Raw genomic sequence first — 23,755 nt, forward strand, 5'->3', positions numbered from 1 at the left:
ATACCAATAAAACCATCGACCATATTATGTTAGATCCGCTACGCAATGGCATTGGTAGTTATCAGGTCTGGGGTTGGGTTAATAACTTTATGTGTGCGAACGATTTAATCAGCTTGAACGATGGCAAATACAAATGGGAACAAGAAACCCAATTTAAAAAAGAGATTATAAAAGGTCAAGGTTGGCCCGACTGGATGGTCGAAGCATTTAATGCCACCACGCATGAGGAGCTGACAAACATTAAACAAAAGTATAATGTTGAAGCGTCATAATAAGCTTGGATATAACGCTATATAATAAGGAATAAGGAGTTAACATGGCATCAAAATACCGCCCACAAATACCCGGTTGTATTGGCGATTTAAATAAAGGTCCCACTTAGTTTTATCAAAACAGACAACTAGTCAATCAACATTGGATTGGTAGAGGAGACAATCTTCTGAGAAGAATAAACGCATATTGCTGAATTATTGTAATCAAATTTGGAAAAAGTCCTCAACTAACTGATTGATAAAACAAATTAATGTAAAAATAATGATAAGATTCCGTTTTATTCTCGATGTAACGACTTTGATCTTATAATTTTAAAAAAATGCATTTAATGAATACGGATTACAAATTGCTTAGAACTAGCAATACCATCCTTTCGGTTGGATTCAGGATAAAAGCACCCAGAATTGTGCATATTCAGGATCTAGCAAATTTGATGGCTAACAAAAAGAGTTTAAGCTAAAAAGGAGCATGATGACGTTAATGGACATTAACTAACACTTCTCAAAGATTTATTGTTAAGCCTTAGCTCTGTTTATATCTTCCCTTATTGCTAATGACTAAAAAGCAACGTTTAGAATAACATTGTCACCTCTTCTTCTTCACTGATTAATGAGTGCAAACAAGAAGCGAGTAAAAAATTATAGTTTTGTTGGAATATATGCGTTTCTATTAATATTAATCTGGCTCACAATAGGAACCCAAACATACTGAAATCTCATTAAATAAAGGTTAGTTTGTCCTATCAGGTTACGGACGAGCTAAGATATTGGGGCTATTGCACATAAAAATATAATTTAATTTATGTCAATCCGCCATGGCAATAGTTGAATCAATCGATATAAGCCGCAGTAAAAAATCACTTCCCTACCCTCAACAATTAATCACTAAAAAACCTACCAATAAATAAAATAGCAGACAATAACTTAATAAAAGTCAGAGTATTATTACTGAATTAATGATACCATCAAATTAATGAGAAAACTAAGATTTAGAAACAATTGTGAATACGTTTTTACTCACTCAACTTTACTCACTCAACTGATAGACGTGTTTACGATAGTGATCGGAGAGACTTTAAACAAGCATATGAGCCATCTGGAATTGATCATTTTCATTTCCATGACTTGCGTCATACTTGGGCAAGTTGGCACACCACTTTATACACTCAAAAATTCTGGTGGATGGGAGACCTTAGAGATGATCAACAAGTACGCTCATTTTAATGCCGATCATATGCTCGAATTTGCAAATAATGTCACATTTACGGCACAAAGCCCAATCAGCAACAATGAAATAAATGTAAGTAGCAGTTAAATGCTTATATAAATCAAGGTGTTTAATGGTGGCCCCTACTGGACTTGAACCAGTGACCAATCGATTATGAGTCGACTGCTCTGACCAACTGAGCTAAGGGGCCATTTAGATGTGCTACTGACTTAGTAGGGTTGCGATTATAATAGAGTTAAATGAAATTTGCTATAGTTAAATTAATAAAATAGGTTGATTCGCTTATTTATTAAACTTTATTTTATTGAATTTTGTTCAGTTGTAAGATCTGATATTTTTTGTTTAATTATCCTGCTACAATAGTTGGGTCTATTTTTGTTGCTTTATTGGTTGAGGGAATATTATGTCATTAAAAAAATTATTACTTATTAGTACAACCATTTCAACAGCATTTTTTTTAAATGCTTGTAGTGGTTCTAACTATCAACCTACGGCTGGAGGTAGTCAAGTTCAGTTTATTGATACTAAACCTTCTGCAAACTGTCAATTTTTAGGTAAAGCAGAGGGGCATCGTAGTACTTTCTTTTCTGGTTTAAAAACCCACAGTGAGCTTATTCGTGATGCCGCATCTGAACTCAGAAATAATGCAGCGGCAATGGGCGGTAATATAATTTATAATGCGCAAGATGCCTCACAACAATATATTTCTGATATTGCGCCAATGGATGCTGTCATGGTCGGTGATGTTTATAGCTGCAAATAAGAGTCAGTTTAATAAAAAAAGGGAGATCTTATTCTCCCTTTTTTTGATCAAATTCAAACTTTACTTAGCCATGTTGTTTTTCAAATTGCTTCATAAAATCAATTAAGTAATTCACACCCTCAATATCCATTGCATTATAGATCGATGCTCGCATCCCACCAGCAATTCGGTGTCCTTTAATGCCAATAATGTTCACCTGTGTTGCTTCGCTTACAAATTTTTTATCGAGTTCTTCATTTGGTGATAAGAAGGTGACATTCATTATTGATCGATTAGCTGGTGCAATTGTATTACGATAAAAATCAGATTGATCGATAAATTGATAAAGCAATTGCGCTTTAGCTTGATTGAGCTTTTGCATTGCGTTCAATCCACCAAGATTTTTAATCCATTTAAAGACTAATCCTGACATATACCAAGCAAACGTTGGAGGTGTATTAAACATCGAATCATGATCTTGCAAAATTTTGTAGTCTAACACCGATGGTAAGATTTTTTGCGCATAACCAATAAGATCCTCACGAACAATAACAATTGTAATACCTGATGGTCCAATATTTTTTTGCGCACCCGCGTAAATAATGCCATATTTACTGACATCAATTGGTTGCGATAATATGCAAGATGAAAAGTCAGCCACAACTGTTTTTTTGCTAAAATTTGGCTCTTCAAAAATTTCAATACCATCGATAGTTTCATTTGGACAGTAGTGTACATAAGCAGAATCATCGCTTAACTTCCATTCAGACATAGGTTTAACAGAGGTTATACCTTGTTCTTTTACAACCACATTTTGTTCTTTTATTCGACAATACTTACTGGCTTCTTTGGCGGCACATTGGCTCCAATATCCGCTATTTATATAATCAGCGATGGTTTTATCACCTAAAATATTTAATGGTACTGCCGCAAATTGTGCTCGAGCACCTCCTTGGCAAAACAAAATTTTGTAATTTTGGGGTACATTTAATATTTCACGCAGATCTTCAGTCGCTTCAATAGCACACGCATCAAAATCTTTGCCTCTATGGCTTAATTCCATCACAGAAGCATCGGTATTATGCCAATTTAATAGTTCATTTTGTACTTGTTTTAATACATCAGCCGGTAATTTGGCTGGACCAGCACTAAAGTTATAACTTTTACTCATTACAATTCACTTCAATCCATTTAAAAAGGAATCCTATTTTTACATTCTCTTAAAATATATACAATCAGATTATTTGTAAAACTATTTGTTTAATAGTCAGATTTGTATAAAAATGCCGACTGGTTGTCGGCAAAGTATCAGATAATTAGGAAAATTAATTTAGGTATCAGGATAACTGCTCTTTAGCATTTTCGATAGCAGTTTGAATTTGTTTTGGTGATACACCGCCTTTAGCTGAGCGTTTTGCCAGACAAGATTCTAACGATAGTGCTTCATAAACATCTTTATCTATAACTGGGCTAAATAATTTTAATTCTTCTAATGAAAGTTCTTCCAAGGCTTTTTGTTTTGCGATAGCTGCAACAACAACTTCACCAACAATGTGGTGAGCTTCACGGAAAGGTATACCTTTAGCGACTAAATAATCAGCAAGTTCAGTTGCATTTGAATAACCTTGTTTTGCTGCTTCTTGGCAATTTTCATAATTAAGTTTAATGTCTTCTAATACTAAAGCTGACATATCTAAACATTCTTGCCATGTATCGAGAGCATCAAATAAATGTTCTTTATCTTCTTGGAGATCTTTATTGTAAGCCAAAGGCAGACCTTTAAACGTCATCATAGCGCCAGTCAATGCTCCAACCACTCGCCCTACTTTACCGCGAATAAGTTCTAATGCGTCAGGATTTTTCTTTTGTGGCATAAGTGAAGATCCAGAAGTTACCCGATCGGATAATTCAACAAAATTTGCTTCACCACTATTGAAAATAATAAGGTCTTCAGCAAAACGTGATAAATGCACCATACCAATTGAAGCATTGTTAAGTAATTCTAGTATATGATCACGATCAGATACCGAATCTAAACTATTATTGGTTGCACGAGCAAAACCAAGCCAATGTGCTAGCTCTTCGCGATCCATTGGATATGCCGTACCGGCTAATGCCCCAGATCCTAAAGGGCTGACATCCAACCGTTTTAACGTATCTTGTAATCGACTTATATCTCGTGTCAACATTTCAAAATAAGCTAAGCACCAATGTGCAAAAGTAATCGGTTGGGCGCGTTGTAAATGAGTGTAACCAGGCATAACGGCATCTTGATATTGTTCTGCTGTTGTAACCAGTGCCTGACGTAGATGATTAATCGTATTAATTAATTGCGATATTTCAGCCTTGCACCATAACTTAAGATCGGTGGTGGATTGATCATTTCGGCTTCGACCGGTATGTAACTTTTTACCCAAATCACCAATTTTTTCTATTAAGTTTTGTTCTACCCAACTGTGAATATCTTCCGCATCACTATGTAAAATCTGCTGCGGATTTTGTTGGACTGAGTTAAGTAATTCATTTAACGCTTTTTCAAGTTTTTTTTGTTCATCATAAGACAAGACATTAACGGTAACCAATGCTTTTGACCAAGCAATTGATCCAATGATATCTTGCTCTGCAAGACGATAGTCAAAGCGCAATGAATCATTAAATTGCTTAAATCGCTGATCTGCTGCTTGGCTAAAACGCCCACCCCATAATGCCATATTTACCTCAATACTCTCTTTGATTATTTGTATTACGATTTTTAATTATCGTTGTGAATGCGTTATATTTTTATAATAAATCTAAATTTAATCAAGCATAAAAGCAATATATACAGGACATTGCCTGTATATATTCGTTACTTTATTCATTTTAACGACGATTCAGAAATTACTTTTTCTCTTTCGCTTTAGATTTTTTTGACTTTAGTTGTCGTTTTTTCCTTTATTATCGATTTTAGTTGCAGTTTTTTTGCTCTTTTTACTAGGCTGTTTTTGTTTTTCTCTATTTATAGCACGAATGCGTGATGATAATGAGAATAAACGAATAAATCCACCTGCATGGCTATGATCGTAAACTTCATCTTCACCAAATGTAGCAAATTCTTCACTGTACAAGCTATTAGGTGATTTCTTTTGTACAGCAGTTGCATTACCTTTATAAAGTTTAACCACAACTTCACCAGTCATATCTTCGGCTAAAACATCAGCAGCAGCTTGGATTGAACGACGATAAGGAGCAAACCAACGACCATCATAAACAACATATGCCATTTCTAAGCCCAATTGTTCACGCCATTTGAAGCTATCACGATCTAAAATTAATTGCTCTAAACCTCGTAAAGCGGTCATCATGATGGTTCCACCTGGAGTTTCATAACAACCTCGAGACTTAATGCCAACCAAACGATTTTCAATGATATCGACACGGCCGACACCATGTTTGGCACCAATTTTATTTAATGTTGCTACGCAGTTATATGGAGATAATTGTTTTCCATTTACTGAAACGACTTCACCTTTTTCAATACCGATAGTAACCAATTCTGGTTTGTTTGGTGCATCTTCTGGTGATACAGTCCAAGCCCAGCAATCCGCATTAGATTGATTCCAAGTGCTTTCAAGAACACCGCCTTCTGTAGAGATATGCCATGCATTTTCATCACGACTGTAAATTTTTTCAACTGTTGCTGTGGTTGGAATTTTACGAACTTTTAAATAATCAATTAAAGCTTCACGCGAACGTAAATCCCATTCACGCCACGGGGCAATTACTTTAAGTTGTGGTGCAAGAGCTGTATAAGTTGTTTCAAAACGAACTTGGTCATTACCCTTACCCGTTGCTCCATGACAAAGTGTATCTGCACCAACTTCTAAAGCATATTCAACTTGAGCTTTAGCAATAATTGGTCGAGCCATTGAGGTACCTAGATAATAAGTACCTTCATATAAGGCACCCGTTTTTAATACCGGATAAACATAATTTTTGACAAATTCTTCTCGTAAATCGACAACTTTACAAGCTATCGCTCCTGATGCCTTAGCCTTTTTTTCAACATCTTTTAATTCTTTTGGATCTTGACCAACATTAGCCACAAACGCATAAACTTCACATCCCCCATAGTTCTCTTTTAACCAAGGAATAATCGCTGATGTATCCAAACCACCTGAATAAGCCAATACCACTTTGTTTGTTTTACTCTTTTTCATGCTATACCCTTTTTATAATAACTAACAATAATTAAATGAGCTAAAGTTTATATACTTTCAATATGTTAAAAATTATTAACCAGTCTAATATGCTTTTTGTATTTTATTTAAGCAATAATTCTTGTGCCAGTTATACCTGAATTTCCATTAAATAATTCAATTAATTTATCGGATTGCATCCAACTTGCAATATCAATTGGTCGCCCTAATGCTTTTGCCGCCTCAAAAGCTGAATTGACTTTAACAATCATACCATCTGTAATTACGCCGTTTGCAATGAGTTGATCGGCTTGCGATTGGGTTAAAGATTCAATCAGCTGTTTGTTTTCATCAAAAACACCAACCACATCAGAAAGCAAAATTAAATCCGCATTCAAAGTTTTGGCTAAAGCTACCGCAGCATGATCAGCATTGACATTCATCATTTGTCCATTTTCAGTAATGCCAATTGAGCTAATAATAGGTAAGTAGCCTGCATTTACTAATAAATTGATCAAAGTCGGATCACCGGCTCTAGCTTCACCTACGTAACCTAAGTCTTCAGAGATTTGTTTAACTTCAACACTGTTACCATCAGCTAAGCACAGTCCAACAACTGCTATCTGTTGCTTTTTTGCTTCTGATAATAATCGGGTATTTGCACTACCAGCAAGACTACCAACAATTACATCAATTTGGTCAGCAGGTGTAACACGTAAACCATTACGGCGAACAACTGGCATGGATAAGCGGTCCATTAATGAATCAACAACGCTACCCCCACCATGAACAATGATTAATGATCGACGATAATTTTTTTTATAGTTAGAAATAATAACGAATAAATTATTTAAAGCATCTTTGTTATCAAGTATTACACCGCCAAGTTTTATAATTAATGGTTTCATTTCTATTTCCTATTAGTTTTAATTTTGGATGTTTATCCAAAATTTGATTTGCTTACCTAAACATCAAAATAACGATGTGGTTTGCTCATAATCAAAACGAATATTCATACATTGAACAGCTTGAGCTGCAGCACCTTTTAATAAATTATCTTCAACCGAAATTAGAATCAAATGACGATCGTTTAGAGCAAAACCAATATCACAATAAGGTAGGTCGATCACTGCTTTCAAAGCAGGCCAATCTTTTTCATAAACTCTAACTAATGGTTTATCTTTATAGTATTTATTTAATGCATTAAGGATATCTTGCGAGGTAACACCCTCATTAACTCGACATGTAATAGTGGCATGAATGCCTTGTTTGAAACAACCTAAATGAGGTATAAAAATAACCTGTTGACCTAAATGGGTGGCAATTTCGGGTTGATGGCGATGAGTAAACAGTCCATAAGCATGTAGGCTTACCTCACAAAAACTGTTATTATTTGTCGATTTTCGACCAGCACCACTCACGCCACTAACCGCATTAATTACTGGCCATTGAGTATTATCTAATAAATTTTCTTCAATAAGAGGTTTAAGCGGTAATTGTGCGGCGGTAGGGTAACAACCAGGTACAGCTATTAATTGTGCGCGTTTTATCTTTTCATGATTCCATTCAGCCAAACCATAAACAGCATTATTTAGCCATTTCTGATGTTGATGAGTGAAACCGTAATAATCAGTATAAAACTTAGGAGAATTAACGCGATAAGCACCAGATAAATCAAAAACAGTACAACCCTGTTCTAAAAAATAAGGAGCAATGGTATGACTAACAGAATGTTCTGTTGCTAAAAAGACGATATCAACATCATTGATATAGCTCGAATAATCAGATGTGGCTATAAGCGGTAGGTCTATTATCCCCTTTAATTGTGGATATAACTCATTATCAGAAATAAGTTTACCGCCGTCTTGACTGTTTTGCGATACTGTTAATGCGATTAACTCAATATGTGGATGCTTATTTAAATAATAAGCTAATTTTGCACCTGCATAACCACTCGCTCCAACAATAATTGACTTCAACATGTCTATCCTAATTTATTTCAATGCAACAATGTTATATATAGTAGGTTATTTATCAAATCTGCACAAGCAAAAAATGAATTTTTATTCACTTTTTATGAATTTATTTTCAACTGACGCTATTGATATTAAGGAAAATGAATAGTAAAAAAATTAGACAAAAAAACAAGTTAGCTATGCCTACCATTAACCATCAGCAGGCATAAAAATGAATAGGTTACTTCAATTGATTTGCTGATTTTAATATCGCTATAAGCAGTTCCCAATATCGAATAACACTCTGGATATTTACTTTTTCATCTGGAGAATGGGGTGAAACAATTGTTGGACCGATTGATATCATATCCATATTTGGATAAGTTTGTTTAAATAATCCACATTCTAGTCCAGCATGTATCACCATAATTTTCGCTTTTTGTGAGAATATCTCGTAATATTTATCTTTAGCCAATTGTAAAAGACTCGAATTCAAGTTCGGCTCCCAACCCGAATATCCTCCACTGATTTCATAATTGGCATTGGTTAATTGACTGAGCGATATTAACGTTGAGACTACTGCATCTTTTGCGCTATCAATTTGTGAACGAATTAAATAATGCGTATTGAATTGGTTTTCAACAATATTGACAATACCTAAGTTCAGTGAAGTTTCGACAATACCATGTAACTGATCGCTCATACGTACCACCCCATTAGGTGCAGTATGCAAAAAATGAATAATTTTATTTTGATGTTCTAGGGTTAAAACACGTTTAACTTCATCGGAAGTTACTTCTGAAAAATTTATCTGTATCGAAGGTTCTACGTGCCCTAATTCATTATTTAAGGTTGTTTGATATTGTTTTACAATAGATTCAAGTTGAGGTAAATCTTGTTTACTCAAAGTGATTTGAGCAAAAGCTTCTCTAGGGATGGCATTACGCAACGAACCGCCCTTTATATCCGCTAATCTAAATGAAATATCTTGCGCATATTCAGCTAAAAAACGAGCCATTAATTTAATTGCATTACCACGCCCTAAATGAATATCGCAACCGGAATGCCCACCTTTTAAACCTTTAAGCGAGATATTTACATAACAATCATGTTTTTCTGGAATAACTGCGTAAGCAACGGCAAAAGTTGAAGTAAAGTCAACACCACCTGCACATCCTGTAAATATCTCTCCTTCATCTTCTGAATCGGTATTAATTAGATAATGACTTTTTAACCAATTAGATTGCAGACCAAATGCTCCATGCATACCCGTCTCTTCCGACGTTGTGACTAAAACTTCAATAGGACCATGTTCAATAGTGGGATCGATTAACACAGCTAAAGCAGAAGCTAATCCTACACCATTGTCTGCACCTAAAGTTGTACCTTTCGCTTTCACCCATTCACCATCAACATAAGGTTGAATTGGATCAGTAGTAAAATCATGAACGGTTCCTTCATTTTTTTGCGGTACCATATCCATATGAGCTTGTAGTGCAATAGATGGACAGTTTTCCATGCCTTTAGTTGCCGGTTTAGTTAATAAAATATTACCAACTTTATCAAGTTCACAGTGAATGTGATGAGTATTTGCAAAATCGACAATATATTTAGTGATCATTTGTTCATGATGAGATGGATGTGGAATTTTACAAATATCATTAAAAATCTGCCAAATAGAATTTGGCTTTAAAGTAGAAAGCATAATTTAACCTCAATATTGTCTCAGTAATAAATTAATAAGTAGTTTTTTTTGTGTAATCACATTATAATAAGGTGCAATTTTACATCTATTTTTAGTCCATTAATATTAATTTATTAAATTCGTATATTCGATTAAAATTGCAGGTTACTCATGTCAATAGAACAAACTTTAACAGAAGAAGAAATCAAAGCTCAAAAACAGCATAAAGCCGAACTTATCGCTGAAAAAGAAAAATTTAATGTCACTTGGGAAATGTTACAATCTTACGGGCGCCAACTATCCAAACGATTGTTACCTGCAAACCAATGGAAAGGTATCATTGCTGTCAGCCGCGGAGGATTAGTACCTGCTGCTATCTTGGCTCGTGAATTGAGTATTCGTTACGTTGATACGGTGTGCATTTCAAGTTATGATCATGATCATCAACGTGAAAAACTAATTTTAAAACAAGCAAATGGCGATGGTGAAGGCTTCATTGTTGTTGATGATTTAGTCGACACTGGCAACACCGCACATACTATCCGTGAAATGTATCCCAAAGCTCGTTTTGTTACCATTTTTGCTAAACCCGCTGGTAAACCGCTTGTTGATGATTATATTGTTGACATTGAGCAAGATACTTGGATTGAGCAACCTTGGGATACAGGTGTAATGTTTGTTAAACCGATTAGCGATCATCAATAAGGATATTTAAAACGATCATGACTACTACCGAAAATTTATCTGCTCAGATATTTAAACCACAGTTTGATTATCCTGAGACATCAACGCTGATTAAACGTATAGATAGTAGTGACGGTAGTAGTATTAGTCCTTTAGATGGTGAAATTGATTCAAGATGGTATCGGATCATTAATCCTTTTTTATGGTTTTGGCGAGGATTACCCAAATTAGAAGTTGAAGCGCTTTTGTCCAAAATTGCCGCTTCAACAAAACGTCACACCAATGAAAAGTGGTTAGATACAGTTATCGGTTATCAATCGGGAAATTGGGTTTATGAATTTTTAAATCAAGCTGCATTGTGGCAGTCTAAAGCTGATTTAATAGATAAAGAAAACTTTAGGGACGAAGATAGAGTTAATTTACATAATTATTTTCTTATCGCTAGTGAATATTCCAGCATTGCCAGTTACCCACATTTTAAAAATGATGAACTAGCTATGTATGCACAAACTTGTGCTTATCAAGCTTATTTAAAAGCGCTTAACTATTCTCCTTTTACAGTCAAAGAGCTGGAATTTAAAATTGAGAATCGTCGTGTTAAAACATTGTTGCACTTACCAAAAACAGACAGCACTTGCCCTGTTGTATTCATATGTAATGCTTTGGGCAGTTTACAAATTGATTATTATCGTTATTTTAGAGAATATTTAGCTCCTCGTGGATTTGCTATGTTAACGGTTGATCTACCGTCTGTCGGACATAGTCGTCATTTTGCTTTAAATCAAAATAGCAGTAAAATTCATCAAGCAATATTAGAACAACTTTCATCGGTTCCATGGGTTGACAATAGTCGCGTTATTTTAGCCGGATTTCGATTTGGATCCCATCTTGCAACACGGTTAGCTTATGTGATGCCAAATAAGATTAAAGGGTTATTTAACTTTACACCTTTTGTTCATCAAATTTTTGTAGATAAAGATTTGCAAAAGAATCTACCAGTTATTTACAAAGATATGTTGGCCAGTCGCCTTGGTTTACCTTCCATATCTAATGCACAATTAGCGGCCGAATTAAATTACTTTTCACTCAAAAATCAAGGATTATTAACTCATGCTTGTCCTGTTCCTGTCATGAATATTATTGTTGAAGATGATTTTTTAAGTAATGTGAATGAAGCAAAATTGATTCGTTCAGTTAAACAAAATAAATTAGTAACCATACATAAAACACCATTACAAAAGAGCTTGCATGATGGGTTGACTCAGTCTGTAAAATGGATGGAGTCAATTGTGTAAGACCTGATTTAAAATAAGAGTATATTATGACCATTAAAAAACAACAAACTGTCGTTGTTAAATTAGGTACCAGTGTTTTGACGGGTGGTACCAAACAGTTGGATCGTGCACAAATTGTTGAACTCATCAGGCAATGTGCTATTTTACATCAAGATGGACATAAAATTATTATTGTTACATCAGGGGCTATTGCCGCAGGTCGTGAATATCTTAATTATCCTACTCTTCCTAATACCGTTGCCTCAAAACAGCTACTTGCATCAGTTGGTCAAAGTAAATTAATACAACTTTGGGAACAACTCTTTTCCATCTATAAAATTTATATTGGTCAAATGTTATTAACACGTGCCGATCTTGAGGATCGTGAAAGATTTTTAAATGCACAAGATGTTTTAAAAGCCATGTTGGACAATCACATTATACCCATTATCAACGAAAATGATGCAGTGGCAACGGCTGAAATTAAAGTGGGTGATAATGATAATTTATCTGCTTTAGCAGCTATTTTAGCGGAAGCCGACAAATTGATCTTATTAACGGATATTGCAGGTTTATTTACCGCAGATCCAAGATCAGATAAAAATGCTAAATTAATTCATGAAATCAATCATATTGATGATAAGTTACGTAGTATAGCTGGAGATAGTGTTTCTGGGCTTGGTACTGGTGGAATGGGCACCAAAGTACAAGCTGCCGAAGTAGCAGGAAGTGCTGGGATTGAGGTTATTATTGCAGCAGGTAATAAACCTAATGTCATTATTGATACGGTAAACAACCAATCGGTTGGTACACGTTTTATCCCGCCAAAAACCCCTTTAGAGCATCGTAAACATTGGTTATTTGGTGCACCAAAAGCTGGTAAAGTTTTGTTAGATGATGGTGCAGTAAATGCTATTTTAAATAATGGCAGTTCACTTTTGCCCAAAGGAATTTTACAAGTTGAACAAAATTTTTCTCGTGGTGAGGTTATTGATATTTGTGATAAATCAGGCAAAAGCATAGCTCGTGGAGTAAGTCGTTATAATAGCGATGCATTAAAACAGATTGCCGGACATCATTCACAAGAAATCAGCCAAATTATCGGTTATGAATATGGTTCTGTCGCCGTACATCGTAATGATATGATTATAAAATAATAAATTATTAATATAAAAATAAAGAATGGAATCACAACAGCAAATAATAAAAAAACATTATGCGCTGAGTTTTTGATAACCATCAACAGTGATAGAGTCATTTAAATCATTATCATATTAACATGACCAGAAATAAAATAGTCATGAATCACAATGATTACAACCCCTTTATTAGATCTTATTTTTAGTATAGGATGGTTTATATGGTCATTGGTTAAGATTTTATATTCTCCATCATCAGCTCTTCTAAAAGATGATAAAACATGATTTTTGAAGATATAAAATCCAATCGAAATAACAAATATGTGTATATAAATTTATTACATTGCAATAAATAAGACAGAAAACAGATTGAAAATCTACAGATTTTGTTTCAATAATATTATTAAATTTAAACTGTTAGATACTTTACATGCTTCTCTGAAAGAGAATGAAACATTGACCAATGAGTGGCTGAAAGAAAAAATACAAATTCAAATACATATCTTGTATTTTTTCACCTGATAATGAATAGGTATTTGGGTTTATATCATTTATTTTTTATGTAAAGTTAATCTCTTTAACTAAAAAAAACAATTATCCGTTGTATTTGAGTAACCGGTTTTTTCTATTATACATAATACCGTATTCAATGAAGGAATTTTTTAGGTAACTTCAATTTATTTAAAGAAATTTGTGAATCAAATTAATAAAGGTTAAAAATGATAGTTCAAATAGGAAAAGAGGCGAAACTTGCTTCTTATCAATTAGCACAATGCTCTACTACGATTAAAAATAAAGTGTTAGCTGTTATCGCCGATTTATTAGAAAAACACAGTACAACAATTCTTGCCGCTAATGAAAAAGATATCCTAATAGCCAAAGAACAAGGATTAAATGAAGCGATCTTAGATCGATTATTGTTAACATCACAACGATTATCCTCAATTGCCAATGATGTGCGAAAAGTCATTTCATTAACCGATCCTGTTGGTCAAATTATTGATGGAGCCACTTTAGAAAATGATTTAAAGTTACAACGTTATAGAGTCCCATTAGGTGTTATAGGGGTAATATATGAAGCTCGTCCTAATGTGACTATTGATATTGCCACACTCTGTCTTAAAACGGGTAATGCAGCTATTTTAAGAGGGGGTAAGGAAACCATTCATACCAATCGTGCAACCGTAGCAATTATCCAACAAGCATTAGAGCATGTAGGTTTGCCTAAAACAGCAATACAATTCATTGATAATCCCGATCGCAAATACATCAATGAACTTCTTAAACTTGATAAATATGTTGATATGATTATTCCTCGTGGAGGCGCAGCTTTACACAAACTGTGTCGTGAACATTCAACCATACCTGTTATCACCGGCGGAATTGGCGTTTGTCATATTTTTGTCGATGAAAGTGCTGATTTTGATAAAGTATATCCAATCATTTTAAATGCTAAAACTCAACGCCCTAGTACTTGTAATACCTTGGAAACATTGTTAGTACATACCAAAATTGCCAATACATTTTTACCAAAACTTAGTCAAATTATGGCTGACAACCATGTTATATTACATGCCGATACTGATGCATTCAAAATTTTAGAAACGGGCGTCGCAAATGTGTTCCCTGTTGAAGAGGAAGAATTACGTCAAGAATGGCTATCAAAAGATTTGAATATAGTCATTGTCGATTCACTTGAATTTGCGGTTGGGCACATTCGTGAATATGGCAGTGGTCATTCAGAAGCCATCTTAACACGTGATTTAGCGAACGCTGAAAAGTTTGTCCATTTAGTCGATGCTGCGGCTGTTTATGTCAATGCATCTACTCGTTTTACCGATGGTGGACAATTTGGTTTAGGTGCTGAAGTTGCGGTTAGTACACAAAAATTACATGCTCGTGGACCTATGGGGCTTGAAGCATTAACCACGTATAAATGGATTGGTTATGGTGATGATTTGATTCGTCAATAACGACAATCAAGGTAACTGTTCGGCATATCCGAACAGTTTTACTTAGTTTAGGTTAATCAAAATTCCGCATCAATAATGCATAATTTAAATCAATATCTTCAGCAATAGGAATATAAACAATATGTCCATCCCCTAATCCAGCAGGTACAGGTTGCCCTTTCTTATTTTCCATACGTTCAATAATAAAAGTCTTATTACCTTTCGGTGTCATCATTTCCACACTGTCACCCACTGAAAATTTATTTTTAACAATGATTTCAGCCAAACCATTTAAACGCTCTCCACTAAACTCACCAACAAACTGTTGTCTGTCTGATACTGAATGGCTATGCACATAATTTTGCATGTCTTCATGTTTGTGACGACGTAAAAATCCTTCCGTATAACCACGGTGAGCTAAAGACTCAAGCTCGGTTAATAGGCGTGGATCAAAAGGTTTTCCTTCACTTGCTGCATCGATTGCTTGACGATACACTTGAGCGGTCCTAGCACAGTAATAAAAAGATTTAGTACGACCTTCTATTTTTAATGAATGTACTCCAATTTTAGTTAAATCACCAACTAATTCAACTGCTCTTAAATCTTTGGAGTTCATGATATAAGTGCCATGCTCATCTTCATAAGCCTGCATATATTCGCCAGGACGTCCAGATTCTTCCAGCATAAACACTTTATTCGTAGTGGAACCTATACCTAAAGTTGGTTCTCTTTGTTGAACTGGGATCGGTTCACATTTATGCACGATTTGCCCTACTTCATCTTCTTTGCCTTCCGCAATTTTATATTCCCAGCGGCAAGCATTAGTACAAGTACCTTGGTTTGAATCACGTTTATTGATATAACCAGAAAGCAAACAACGTCCAGAATATGCCATACAAAGCGCACCGTGAATAAATACTTCCAGTTCCATTTCCGGTACTTTTTCGCGAATTTCAGCAATTTCATCCAGTGACAATTCACGTGATAACACCACTCGTGTTAATCCAATTTTGTGCCAAAATTTTACAGTAGCCCAGTTTACCGCATTCGATTGTACGGATAAATGAATTTCCATTTCAGGGAAATGTTCACGAACCAACATAATTAAACCCGGATCGGACATGATAAATGCGTCTGGCTTCATGTTGACAATGGGTTCTAAATCGCGAATAAAGGTTTTTAATTTAGAATTATGTGGGGCGATATTAACAACAACATAAAACTTTTTACCTTGCGCATGTGCTTCGTTAATGCCTATGGCTAAATTTTCATGATTAAATTCGTTATTTCGAACACGTAAGCTATATCGAGGTTGTCCGGCATAAACCGCATCTGCGCCATAAGCAAACGCATAACGCATATTTTTAAGGGAACCAGCAGGAGAAAGTAACTCTGGTTTTGCATATAAAAGTGTCATTCAAAAATGCCTCTGATTTCAAGTCAGTATTACTGTATGTAATAGGTTAAGCAAAAATAGGTTGGCATTTTACGCTTAAGCCTTGCGATTGGCAAATTTATTGTATCAACAATGTAGGCCACACAAAGCTTATTTGCATCAATTGGATGTTAAGGTTGCTTAATATGATCAAATTGTTAATAGTTTAATGTAACAGATACGTATTAAATTTTTTAATTTTTTATTTATATAAAAATTCTTCTGATTTTATTCTTCAATAAAAATCTTATAGAAATGAATTTAGTTATAATCAAATAAGTGATAAAAGCAATGCTATTAGCTGTATTAGTTTTAACTAACATTGCATGATTTCAAACTTACCACTTTTCTTCATCACTATTGAGTAATGGTAAATATTCTTGCCAGCGATATTCTCGAATCGGCATTGGATTTGCCTCATCAAAATAGAGTACTAATGCTGGCTTTATGCCATTCCAATTTTCAACAAACTCATACCCAACTAAATGGCCATCCTTAATTAACTTTTTTGCTTTCGCATGATAATTAAAATAACTCATAATAGACCCTAATAAAAAATCTAAGAATTAAATGAAATCTGCATATGATTTGCTTAATAGTTATTCTTTTTCACTTTCATTGGTAAAAAATCACGCAATTGTTATCCCCAAAAAAACTGAATAAATTTGTGGATAAAGAAGGTAAATCATTTAAAAAAATGATTTTATTATGCAGATCAATCTTTAGCCAGAATTCACTCATCGTGAAATTTCCATCATTGCTTTTTTGTTTGAAGAATTTGCTGATAATTTGACCATATTTACCACATTTGTCATTGAATAAAACTACAATTTTAACTATTCTTTGTAAAAAATATTCAGGAGTCTATACCGTTTCATTTTCTTTTTTCACTTTCATTGAATTTATAACTATAAATCATATTAATAAACGGCTACTGAGTTTAAATGCATTCTGTTAGTAGATCTCCTTTTACATCATGCAAATACATTTCCATTCATTTTTATTGTCTTGGGTTTTATGGATGCTTTTGCTTGTTCTTAGTTATTTCGACAACCTAAAAAACAGTTTTATAAAAATAACCGATAATTAAATGAATTGTATTGATACAATTTTCCATTATTTTGTTCTCTTGCCAAAGAGGTTTGGCATATTAGACTTTAAAAGTTTTCAATAGCAATACCTTTGTTTTAGTAAAACTGACGTTTTTTACTCATTTCAAAAGAGTTAACGCATCTAAATCATTTGTTGTTGAACGTTATTATTACGAGTAAAGGTAACAGTCATAACTTTTGGGGTAAAATAATATAAGATGCCGGTCTCTGTTGTTCAGACTTTTTATGGTTAGGCAATTATTTTGCAACTTTGATTACTAAAATGATTATTTTTCATGTTTTGTTATTTGTATTGTTCTTTTAATACTCAGTTACACACATGATAAAAAATTCTGACGACTTGTAAATGATTTTATTTACAATAAAAAATTTAAGAAAACGAATAAAAAGGCAAAGACAATTAAGAAATGACGTTTTTCGAGTGATAATAAAACCAATAAAAAGCCTCATTTAGACAGGCTAAATGAGGCTTTTTGAATCCATTGAAAGACTTACTGCACACCTGGAATGGTATATTCCATAATGAGTAGTAAAGTAGGTAAAATAAAGATTGATAAAACTGTTGAAGCAAAGAAAATGCTTGATGCATGTTCTTGTTCAACATTCCAGTTATAAGCCAAAATAACCGCTGTTGATGCCGTTGGCATTGCAAGTAAGAAGACTAACTCTTCTGCTTCCATTCCTGTAATACCAAATAAATGTACAGCAATTAAAGCAACAATTGGTGTAAAGAAGCTTTTTAAAACCACATTGATCATAAGTGGTTTTGTCATTTTTAATTTCACACCATAAATACCTACACCCACCGCAATTAACGAGATAAAGTTACAAGCATTAGACATGATATCAAAGGTATTAAATATAAAGTGTGGCATCCAAGTGGTACCATCTGTTACACTCACAATTAAACCAAGGATAACGCCTAAGAACATTGGTTTCATAAGTGAACTTTTTACTGCACTAAAAACCATTCCACCCGTTACTTTACCACCTGATATTTTGGTGTCACATAATTCTAATAGAAAAATAGTCATAGGAATTAATGACAATGCCACAACAAAGTTAGCAACTGCAACAGAAATTGTGGATGAGGCACCTAACATTAAAGTTAAGAATGGAACACCCATTCCCCCCATATTTGGGAAACAGCATAACATTGAACTCATGGCAGTTGATTTTAGATCTTTATGTAAAATGTATTTATTAACTAAAAAACAAACAATCCATAAAAATGACATTGTGCAGAAAAAAGCAATCATCCAAATACCATTGAATATTTGCGATGGTTTAGCATGCGATGTATGCACAAATAGTAATGCTGGGAATACAAAGTTAGATACAAGTCCTGATAACAACTTTTTAGAATCTTTTGTAAATATTCCTTGCTGTACACACAACCAACCAAGAAAAATAAGTAAAAACACCGGAAGACAAGAACTTACTACTTGCCCAACTGCAGACCAGATCAGATTCATTTTTTTAAAACTCCTAAAATAATATTACTTGAAATACAAAATCGGTAATTGTTCGGTAACTTTTGATTAGATATTATTTTTTAGACCGAGCTAAAGCGGATAACAAAGCTGAATATATTTATTACATGTAAAAGTGCATGTTTGTTTTTTGAAATTTTATATTGCTAAATGCTGTTTTACATGATGTAAGCTTAACTGAATACATTGTTAATATGTCAACCTTTGTTATTTCAAATGGAAAATACTGTAAATTGCGCGGTATTATACTTATTCTTTTTTAACTTGTGTGAAGCAAGATCCACTAGCTCTCTTAAAAAGATCAAAAAACCATTCAATTTTGATTGAATGCCCCTAAATAACAAAGTTTTATTTGATAAAAATCAATGAATAAGATCATTCAGAAAACGTGTGTTAAATTATGGTAAAAGTTAATTTAGCCATTAAACCTTTTATTTTAATATTTTTTAATGCGATTTGTAAACAACTAAACACTGCTAATTTTATAGTTAACAATATGATTTAAATCGTATATATAAAGGTATAACAATGTCACTTGACTGCTGCTCTTTATATTATTCAAATAAATAATTAACATAATAGATAGTGAATTATGTTTTCAAAATATCAATGAATGATTAATTCAATGTAAGTAATTTATGTAACCTGACAAAATCGATACGATTATTTGGACTATTTTTAAGTTAAACCCTATTTATATTTGCCCTGCTATTTTTAATCCTATAAAAATCGAAAAGACCGATAATTTTTGTTGAGACTTAACGATTATTGCTTTTTTGTTCAATTTCAATTTTTTTACAGTCGAAATTTTTTGAATCAATCACTTTATACTGTATATTTATACATGTATTCGTTTTTTACTATCTCTATAACACACAAAATAGATTTATAGGATAATTTTAAGGAGAACATACTTGCGTAATAATTGTATTGTACTTGGCATGGTTAATGCTGCCGATAAAAATTACTTAACTTTAATTGATACACCAGTAAGAGCTGGATTTCCTTCCCCTGCTGATGATTATTTGGAAACTAAACTTGATTTGACTGAACATTTAGTAAAGCATCCTAGCGCAACATATTATATTAAAGCCGTAGGCGATTCTATGATCGATTATGGTATTTTTAGTGGTGATTTATTAGTTGTTGATCGTTCCTTAGAGCCTAAGATGGGTGACATTGTAATTGCTGCAGTTGATGGTGAATTAACATGCAAATGTCTCGGAATATTTGACGATCAACATCATTTATTATCAGGTAATTCTCTTTATCCACCCATTCCCTTAATAGGCAAAGATGTGCATATTTGGGGCATTGTTATACATACTATTCACTCATTACGAAAAAGAGCGCATGTATGATAGGTTTAATTGATTGTAATAACTTTTATGCCTCATGTGAGCGCGTTTTTAATCCTAAATTAGAAGGAAAACCCATTGGGATTTTGTCCAATAATGATGGCTGTGTCATTGCTCGTTCAAATGAATTAAAACCATTAGTACCTATGGGGATGCCGGCTTATCAGATCCCATCTAAAATTCGTAAACAAATAATTTTGCTCAGTTCAAACTATGAACTCTATGGTGATATGAGTCAGCGAGTCTTTGATACTGTACAAAATCATACTCCTAGTATTGAGCTCTATTCTATTGATGAAGCCTTTATTCAATTAGATGGATTTGCGGATATGACAGCACATTGTTTAAACATAAAAAATATTGTAAAACGAGATACAGGCATTCCTGTTAGTATTGGTATTGCGCCCACTCGAACATTAGCAAAGTTAGCTAATCATATAGCAAAAAAACACGCTATTTATCAAAATGTTTATTGTTTACCTACAGATGAAAAATTACAAAAAAATTTATTAAAAACCTTTCCCGTTAATAACATTTGGGGTGTTGGTCGACATATTGCAAACAAATTAAACAGAATCAATATTGATACTGCATGGGACCTGCGCCAGGCCAATATAAAATATATTAGAAATAACTTTTCAGTAACGCTAGAACGAACAGTATTAGAATTACAAGGAATTAACTGCATTGAGTTAGATGACCTAGCCGCTCCGAAGAAAAACATCATGATATCACGCAGTTTTGGTCGTTTAACAAGCGCACTATTTGATTTACAAGAAGCGATTCGTCTGCATGCAAGCCGTGCAACTGAAAAACTTAGACAACAACAATCTGTCGCTAGTGCTATTCTTGTCTTTTTAAAAACTGATCGCTTTTGTGTCAATTCAAATCAATATCATCCATCAATTGTTGTACCACTTTCTTTTCCAACGGATGACTCACGATTAATTATTCACGCAGCACAAAAAGGGTTGCTGGCAATATATAAACAAGATCTTTTATTTATGAAATCAGGGGTAATGTTGCTGGATCTGAAAAATAAAAACGGGCATTTCCAACCAGATTTTTTTACTACATCGTTGACAAATCCATCACTGCATAAAAATGATAAACTTATGAAGACAATTGATATAATCAATCAAAAAATGGGGAAAAATACGATCCAATTAGGAGGAATACAAAAATCTGCTCCTTGGCAGATAAAACGTGAATTATTAAGCAAACGTTATACTACTCATTGGAATGAATTGCCATTGGTGAAATAAATAACTAAAAATAATAACCGTTATTATATATAATAAGTAAAAGAGTAACATATATTCTAGCGATGGATATTGTATATCCTTAATGAGTGACCACAACATAAGAACGGATTGATTAGGATGAAAAATACAGAATTAGAAATAGAAAGACTCAAAACTTTAAGTACTACATTGAATCATAAAAAATGTGTTTCCACTTATAAATCAATAAAACAACAGGATCTCTCTAATATACCTATATTAAAACCCCTGCTTGTTGTTGTATTAAATGGTTGTAAAATCGTTGGTAATGAAACTAAAATCGCGTGCAATGTAGGTAATTTTGTTTTTTTTACCGATGTACAAACAATGAGTATGCGAAATATCCCTGCCAATACCAATTATCTTGCGGTACTCGTTGAATTTGAATTTTCTGATTTTGATAATAACTTAATCAATAATAACACGAATAAATCTGAAATATACACATTTGGTAAAGCTAATAGCGCTTTATACAAATGCATATCTCAACTGGTTGAATGTTTAGATTGGGCAACAGAAGATATATTAGAAAACCGAAGAAAAGAGATCATCAACTTATTGATTAGTTCAGGATATCAAAATTTAGCTTACCTCCCCAGTCAAAAAGAAACAACCCAAAAAGTTATCGAAATATTTAAAAGAAACGACAATAAAAAAATAACTATAGATGACGTGAGCAAAGAAATCTGTATGAGTAAAGCGACACTATATCGCAAATTAAAGTTTGAAGGGGAAAATATCCAAAAAATAAAAGAAAAAGTGTTAATGGGACGAGCGCTTCACTTATTACAAACATCGAGCCTTTCAACAGAACATATTGCCACAATGGTTGGGTATTCATCCACAGCTCGATTTTCTCAACGATTTAGAGCCTATTTTGGATTATCACCAAAAGAATTAAAAAATACCAAACGAAATTAATCGTTTTTTTATATAAAAATTCCCATTAAATTGGGAATTATTTTAGAAAAATATACGATTTTTCGTATGAAGCCACTTCAAGTAGCAATTTTTATCACTTTAATATATCGGTATTTTTAAGATGAATTATCAAGTACAAATTGATAACTGGAACTCAGTTATCTATAAGTTACTTTATTTTTATGTTGGACTAAGACGATTTATTTTAAAAACAGTTAATATCGATGCTTTATAGAAATAGTACCTGAGAGTTTTGGATTTGTGTAAAAGCGTTAATGGACATTAAAACAACAAAATTGGAGTTTGCAATAATGCCCTCCTTGGCAAAATTGCAAAAATTTTTAGTGATGCCAAATCTTCCATGAGCAATAAGTCAAAAATAACCTTTACTTTTGGTACCACTTAAATCAGATATTTTTATTTAGGACCATTTCTTTTTAGCACTAAAAGTATAAATACTGATTTTTACACTATCAAAATATCCATAAATTGATAGTATAATTGTAAACACTCCATCCCAAACTACGATGATGATATAATTGAATACTCAACCTCATCTGTAATATATGGCTAAATTATAACAAGTAATTATGTAAAAAAAATGACAATTAAATTCATTTTATTAACAAAATATTTCAAATTACTTACACAATATTAAGAATTAAGTTTACTAAGCCGGCATTAGTGGCATGATATAATGAAAAGCTATGATATAGCTTTTCATCATTACTTATTGATAACGATTAAAAACATTCACTTATCTATGTAGTTAGAGGACATAATGGATTGGTTTTATTATTACTAATTTGCACAAATTAATAACATTTCCATTCAAACCATGATCCATTATTTTTTTCATAATAGATACAAATAAGGTCTTCATATTGGATATTATTACTTATCCCCAAAATTACATTTACATTTGTGTAATCAAGATAGTGTCCGCTTTGTGGCACAAAACTTTTAAGTTACCTTAATTGTAAAAACTAAGTTGCAAAGACTAAATTTATTGTGGAATTTTAATTATACTGTCATTAATGGCTGA

Annotated in this window: 17 protein-coding genes, 1 tRNA gene and 2 pseudogenes; 10 read left to right on the top strand and 10 right to left on the bottom strand. The window is 33.3% G+C overall.

Features of this window, described 5'->3' with window-relative positions:
* Together J3U19_RS09330 and J3U19_RS09335 are read left to right on the top strand one after the other, a co-directional pair.
* A partial coding sequence (locus tag J3U19_RS09330; protein ID WP_267346134.1) for a hypothetical protein occupies positions 1–272 on the top strand: 272 nt, incomplete at its 5' end.
* A 1,107-nt stretch (positions 273–1,379) separates the two neighbouring features.
* Positions 1,380–1,587: pseudogene (locus J3U19_RS09335) on the top strand (hypothetical protein); the annotation flags it as partial.
* Between the two features lie 26 nt (positions 1,588–1,613).
* Here the strand turns inward: J3U19_RS09335 and J3U19_RS09340 are convergent.
* Positions 1,614–1,690 (bottom strand) — tRNA-Ile (locus J3U19_RS09340).
* A gap of 213 nt (positions 1,691–1,903) precedes the next feature.
* Here J3U19_RS09340 and J3U19_RS09345 point away from each other — a divergent pair.
* Positions 1,904–2,263, top strand: a complete 360-nt coding sequence (locus J3U19_RS09345; RefSeq protein ID WP_267340866.1) for a DUF4156 domain-containing protein — start codon at positions 1,904–1,906, stop codon at positions 2,261–2,263.
* A 64-nt stretch (positions 2,264–2,327) separates the two neighbouring features.
* Here J3U19_RS09345 and serC read toward each other — a convergent pair whose 3' ends face one another.
* From serC to J3U19_RS09375, 6 genes and pseudogenes are all read right to left on the bottom strand, one after another.
* Positions 2,328–3,413, bottom strand: a complete 1,086-nt coding sequence (gene serC, locus J3U19_RS09350) for a 3-phosphoserine/phosphohydroxythreonine transaminase (RefSeq protein WP_267346136.1) — start codon at positions 3,411–3,413, stop codon at positions 2,328–2,330.
* 166 nt (positions 3,414–3,579) lie between these two features.
* Positions 3,580–4,953: an argininosuccinate lyase gene (gene argH / locus J3U19_RS09355; RefSeq protein ID WP_267340868.1), complete on the bottom strand. Its 1,374-nt coding sequence runs from the start codon at positions 4,951–4,953 to the stop codon at positions 3,580–3,582.
* A gap of 270 nt (positions 4,954–5,223) precedes the next feature.
* Positions 5,224–6,441, bottom strand: a pseudogene (locus J3U19_RS09360) (argininosuccinate synthase); the annotation flags it as partial.
* Between the two features lie 107 nt (positions 6,442–6,548).
* The gene (gene argB, locus J3U19_RS09365) at positions 6,549–7,328 is read right to left on the bottom strand and encodes an acetylglutamate kinase (protein ID WP_267340870.1); all 780 of its coding nucleotides are present in this window, start codon (positions 7,326–7,328) and stop codon (positions 6,549–6,551) included.
* A 63-nt stretch (positions 7,329–7,391) separates the two neighbouring features.
* Complete coding sequence (argC, locus tag J3U19_RS09370; protein ID WP_267346137.1) at positions 7,392–8,402, bottom strand: N-acetyl-gamma-glutamyl-phosphate reductase; 1,011 nt, start codon at positions 8,400–8,402, stop codon at positions 7,392–7,394.
* A gap of 214 nt (positions 8,403–8,616) precedes the next feature.
* Positions 8,617–10,080 carry an aminoacyl-histidine dipeptidase gene (locus tag J3U19_RS09375; protein WP_267340872.1) on the bottom strand — a complete coding sequence of 488 codons (1,464 nt, stop codon included), beginning with the start codon at positions 10,078–10,080 and terminating at the stop codon, positions 8,617–8,619.
* A gap of 150 nt (positions 10,081–10,230) precedes the next feature.
* On the opposite strand from J3U19_RS09375, the gene gpt reads away from it, so the two are divergent.
* The 4 genes from gpt to proA all read left to right on the top strand — a co-directional run bounded on the left by gpt (position 10,231) and on the right by proA (position 15,129).
* Positions 10,231–10,764: a xanthine phosphoribosyltransferase gene (gpt, locus tag J3U19_RS09380; protein WP_025315517.1), complete on the top strand. Its 534-nt coding sequence runs from the start codon at positions 10,231–10,233 to the stop codon at positions 10,762–10,764.
* A 17-nt stretch (positions 10,765–10,781) separates the two neighbouring features.
* Positions 10,782–12,038 (top strand): esterase FrsA, encoded by a 1,257-nt coding sequence (gene frsA, locus J3U19_RS09385; RefSeq protein WP_267346138.1) that lies wholly within the window; start codon positions 10,782–10,784, stop codon positions 12,036–12,038.
* Between the two features lie 26 nt (positions 12,039–12,064).
* A complete protein-coding gene (gene proB, locus J3U19_RS09390; RefSeq protein ID WP_267340875.1) occupies positions 12,065–13,174 on the top strand; it encodes a glutamate 5-kinase in 1,110 nt (369 codons plus the stop codon).
* A 701-nt stretch (positions 13,175–13,875) separates the two neighbouring features.
* Positions 13,876–15,129, top strand: a complete 1,254-nt coding sequence (gene proA, locus J3U19_RS09395; protein ID WP_267340877.1) for a glutamate-5-semialdehyde dehydrogenase — start codon at positions 13,876–13,878, stop codon at positions 15,127–15,129.
* A 52-nt stretch (positions 15,130–15,181) separates the two neighbouring features.
* Here the strand turns inward: proA and yegQ are convergent, their stop codons facing one another.
* From yegQ to J3U19_RS09410, 3 genes are all read right to left on the bottom strand, one after another.
* On the bottom strand, positions 15,182–16,525 hold the full coding sequence (yegQ, locus tag J3U19_RS09400; protein ID WP_267340878.1) for a tRNA 5-hydroxyuridine modification protein YegQ: 1,344 nt from the start codon (positions 16,523–16,525) through the stop codon (positions 15,182–15,184).
* A gap of 356 nt (positions 16,526–16,881) precedes the next feature.
* Positions 16,882–17,082 carry a hypothetical protein gene (locus tag J3U19_RS09405; protein WP_267340879.1) on the bottom strand — a complete coding sequence of 67 codons (201 nt, stop codon included), beginning with the start codon at positions 17,080–17,082 and terminating at the stop codon, positions 16,882–16,884.
* A gap of 1,064 nt (positions 17,083–18,146) precedes the next feature.
* Entirely contained in the window at positions 18,147–19,130 is a 984-nt protein-coding gene (locus J3U19_RS09410; RefSeq protein WP_267340880.1) for an AEC family transporter, read from the bottom strand.
* Positions 19,131–20,062: 932 nt separating this feature from the next.
* Here J3U19_RS09410 and J3U19_RS09415 point away from each other — a divergent pair.
* The 3 genes from J3U19_RS09415 to J3U19_RS09425 all read left to right on the top strand — a co-directional run bounded on the left by J3U19_RS09415 (position 20,063) and on the right by J3U19_RS09425 (position 22,710).
* Entirely contained in the window at positions 20,063–20,509 is a 447-nt protein-coding gene (locus J3U19_RS09415; RefSeq protein ID WP_267340881.1) for a LexA family protein, read from the top strand.
* Complete coding sequence (locus J3U19_RS09420) at positions 20,506–21,771, top strand: Y-family DNA polymerase (RefSeq protein WP_267340882.1); 1,266 nt, start codon at positions 20,506–20,508, stop codon at positions 21,769–21,771. The genes J3U19_RS09415 and J3U19_RS09420 overlap by 4 nt, the downstream gene beginning before the upstream one ends.
* 117 nt (positions 21,772–21,888) lie before the next feature.
* Positions 21,889–22,710, top strand: a complete 822-nt coding sequence (locus J3U19_RS09425) for a helix-turn-helix transcriptional regulator (RefSeq protein ID WP_267340883.1) — start codon at positions 21,889–21,891, stop codon at positions 22,708–22,710.
* Positions 22,711–23,755: the final 1,045 nt, after the last annotated feature.

The organism is Gilliamella sp. B2828 (genome assembly GCF_026537125.1).
In the GTDB taxonomy this organism is placed as follows: Bacteria; Pseudomonadota; Gammaproteobacteria; order Enterobacterales; family Orbaceae; genus Gilliamella.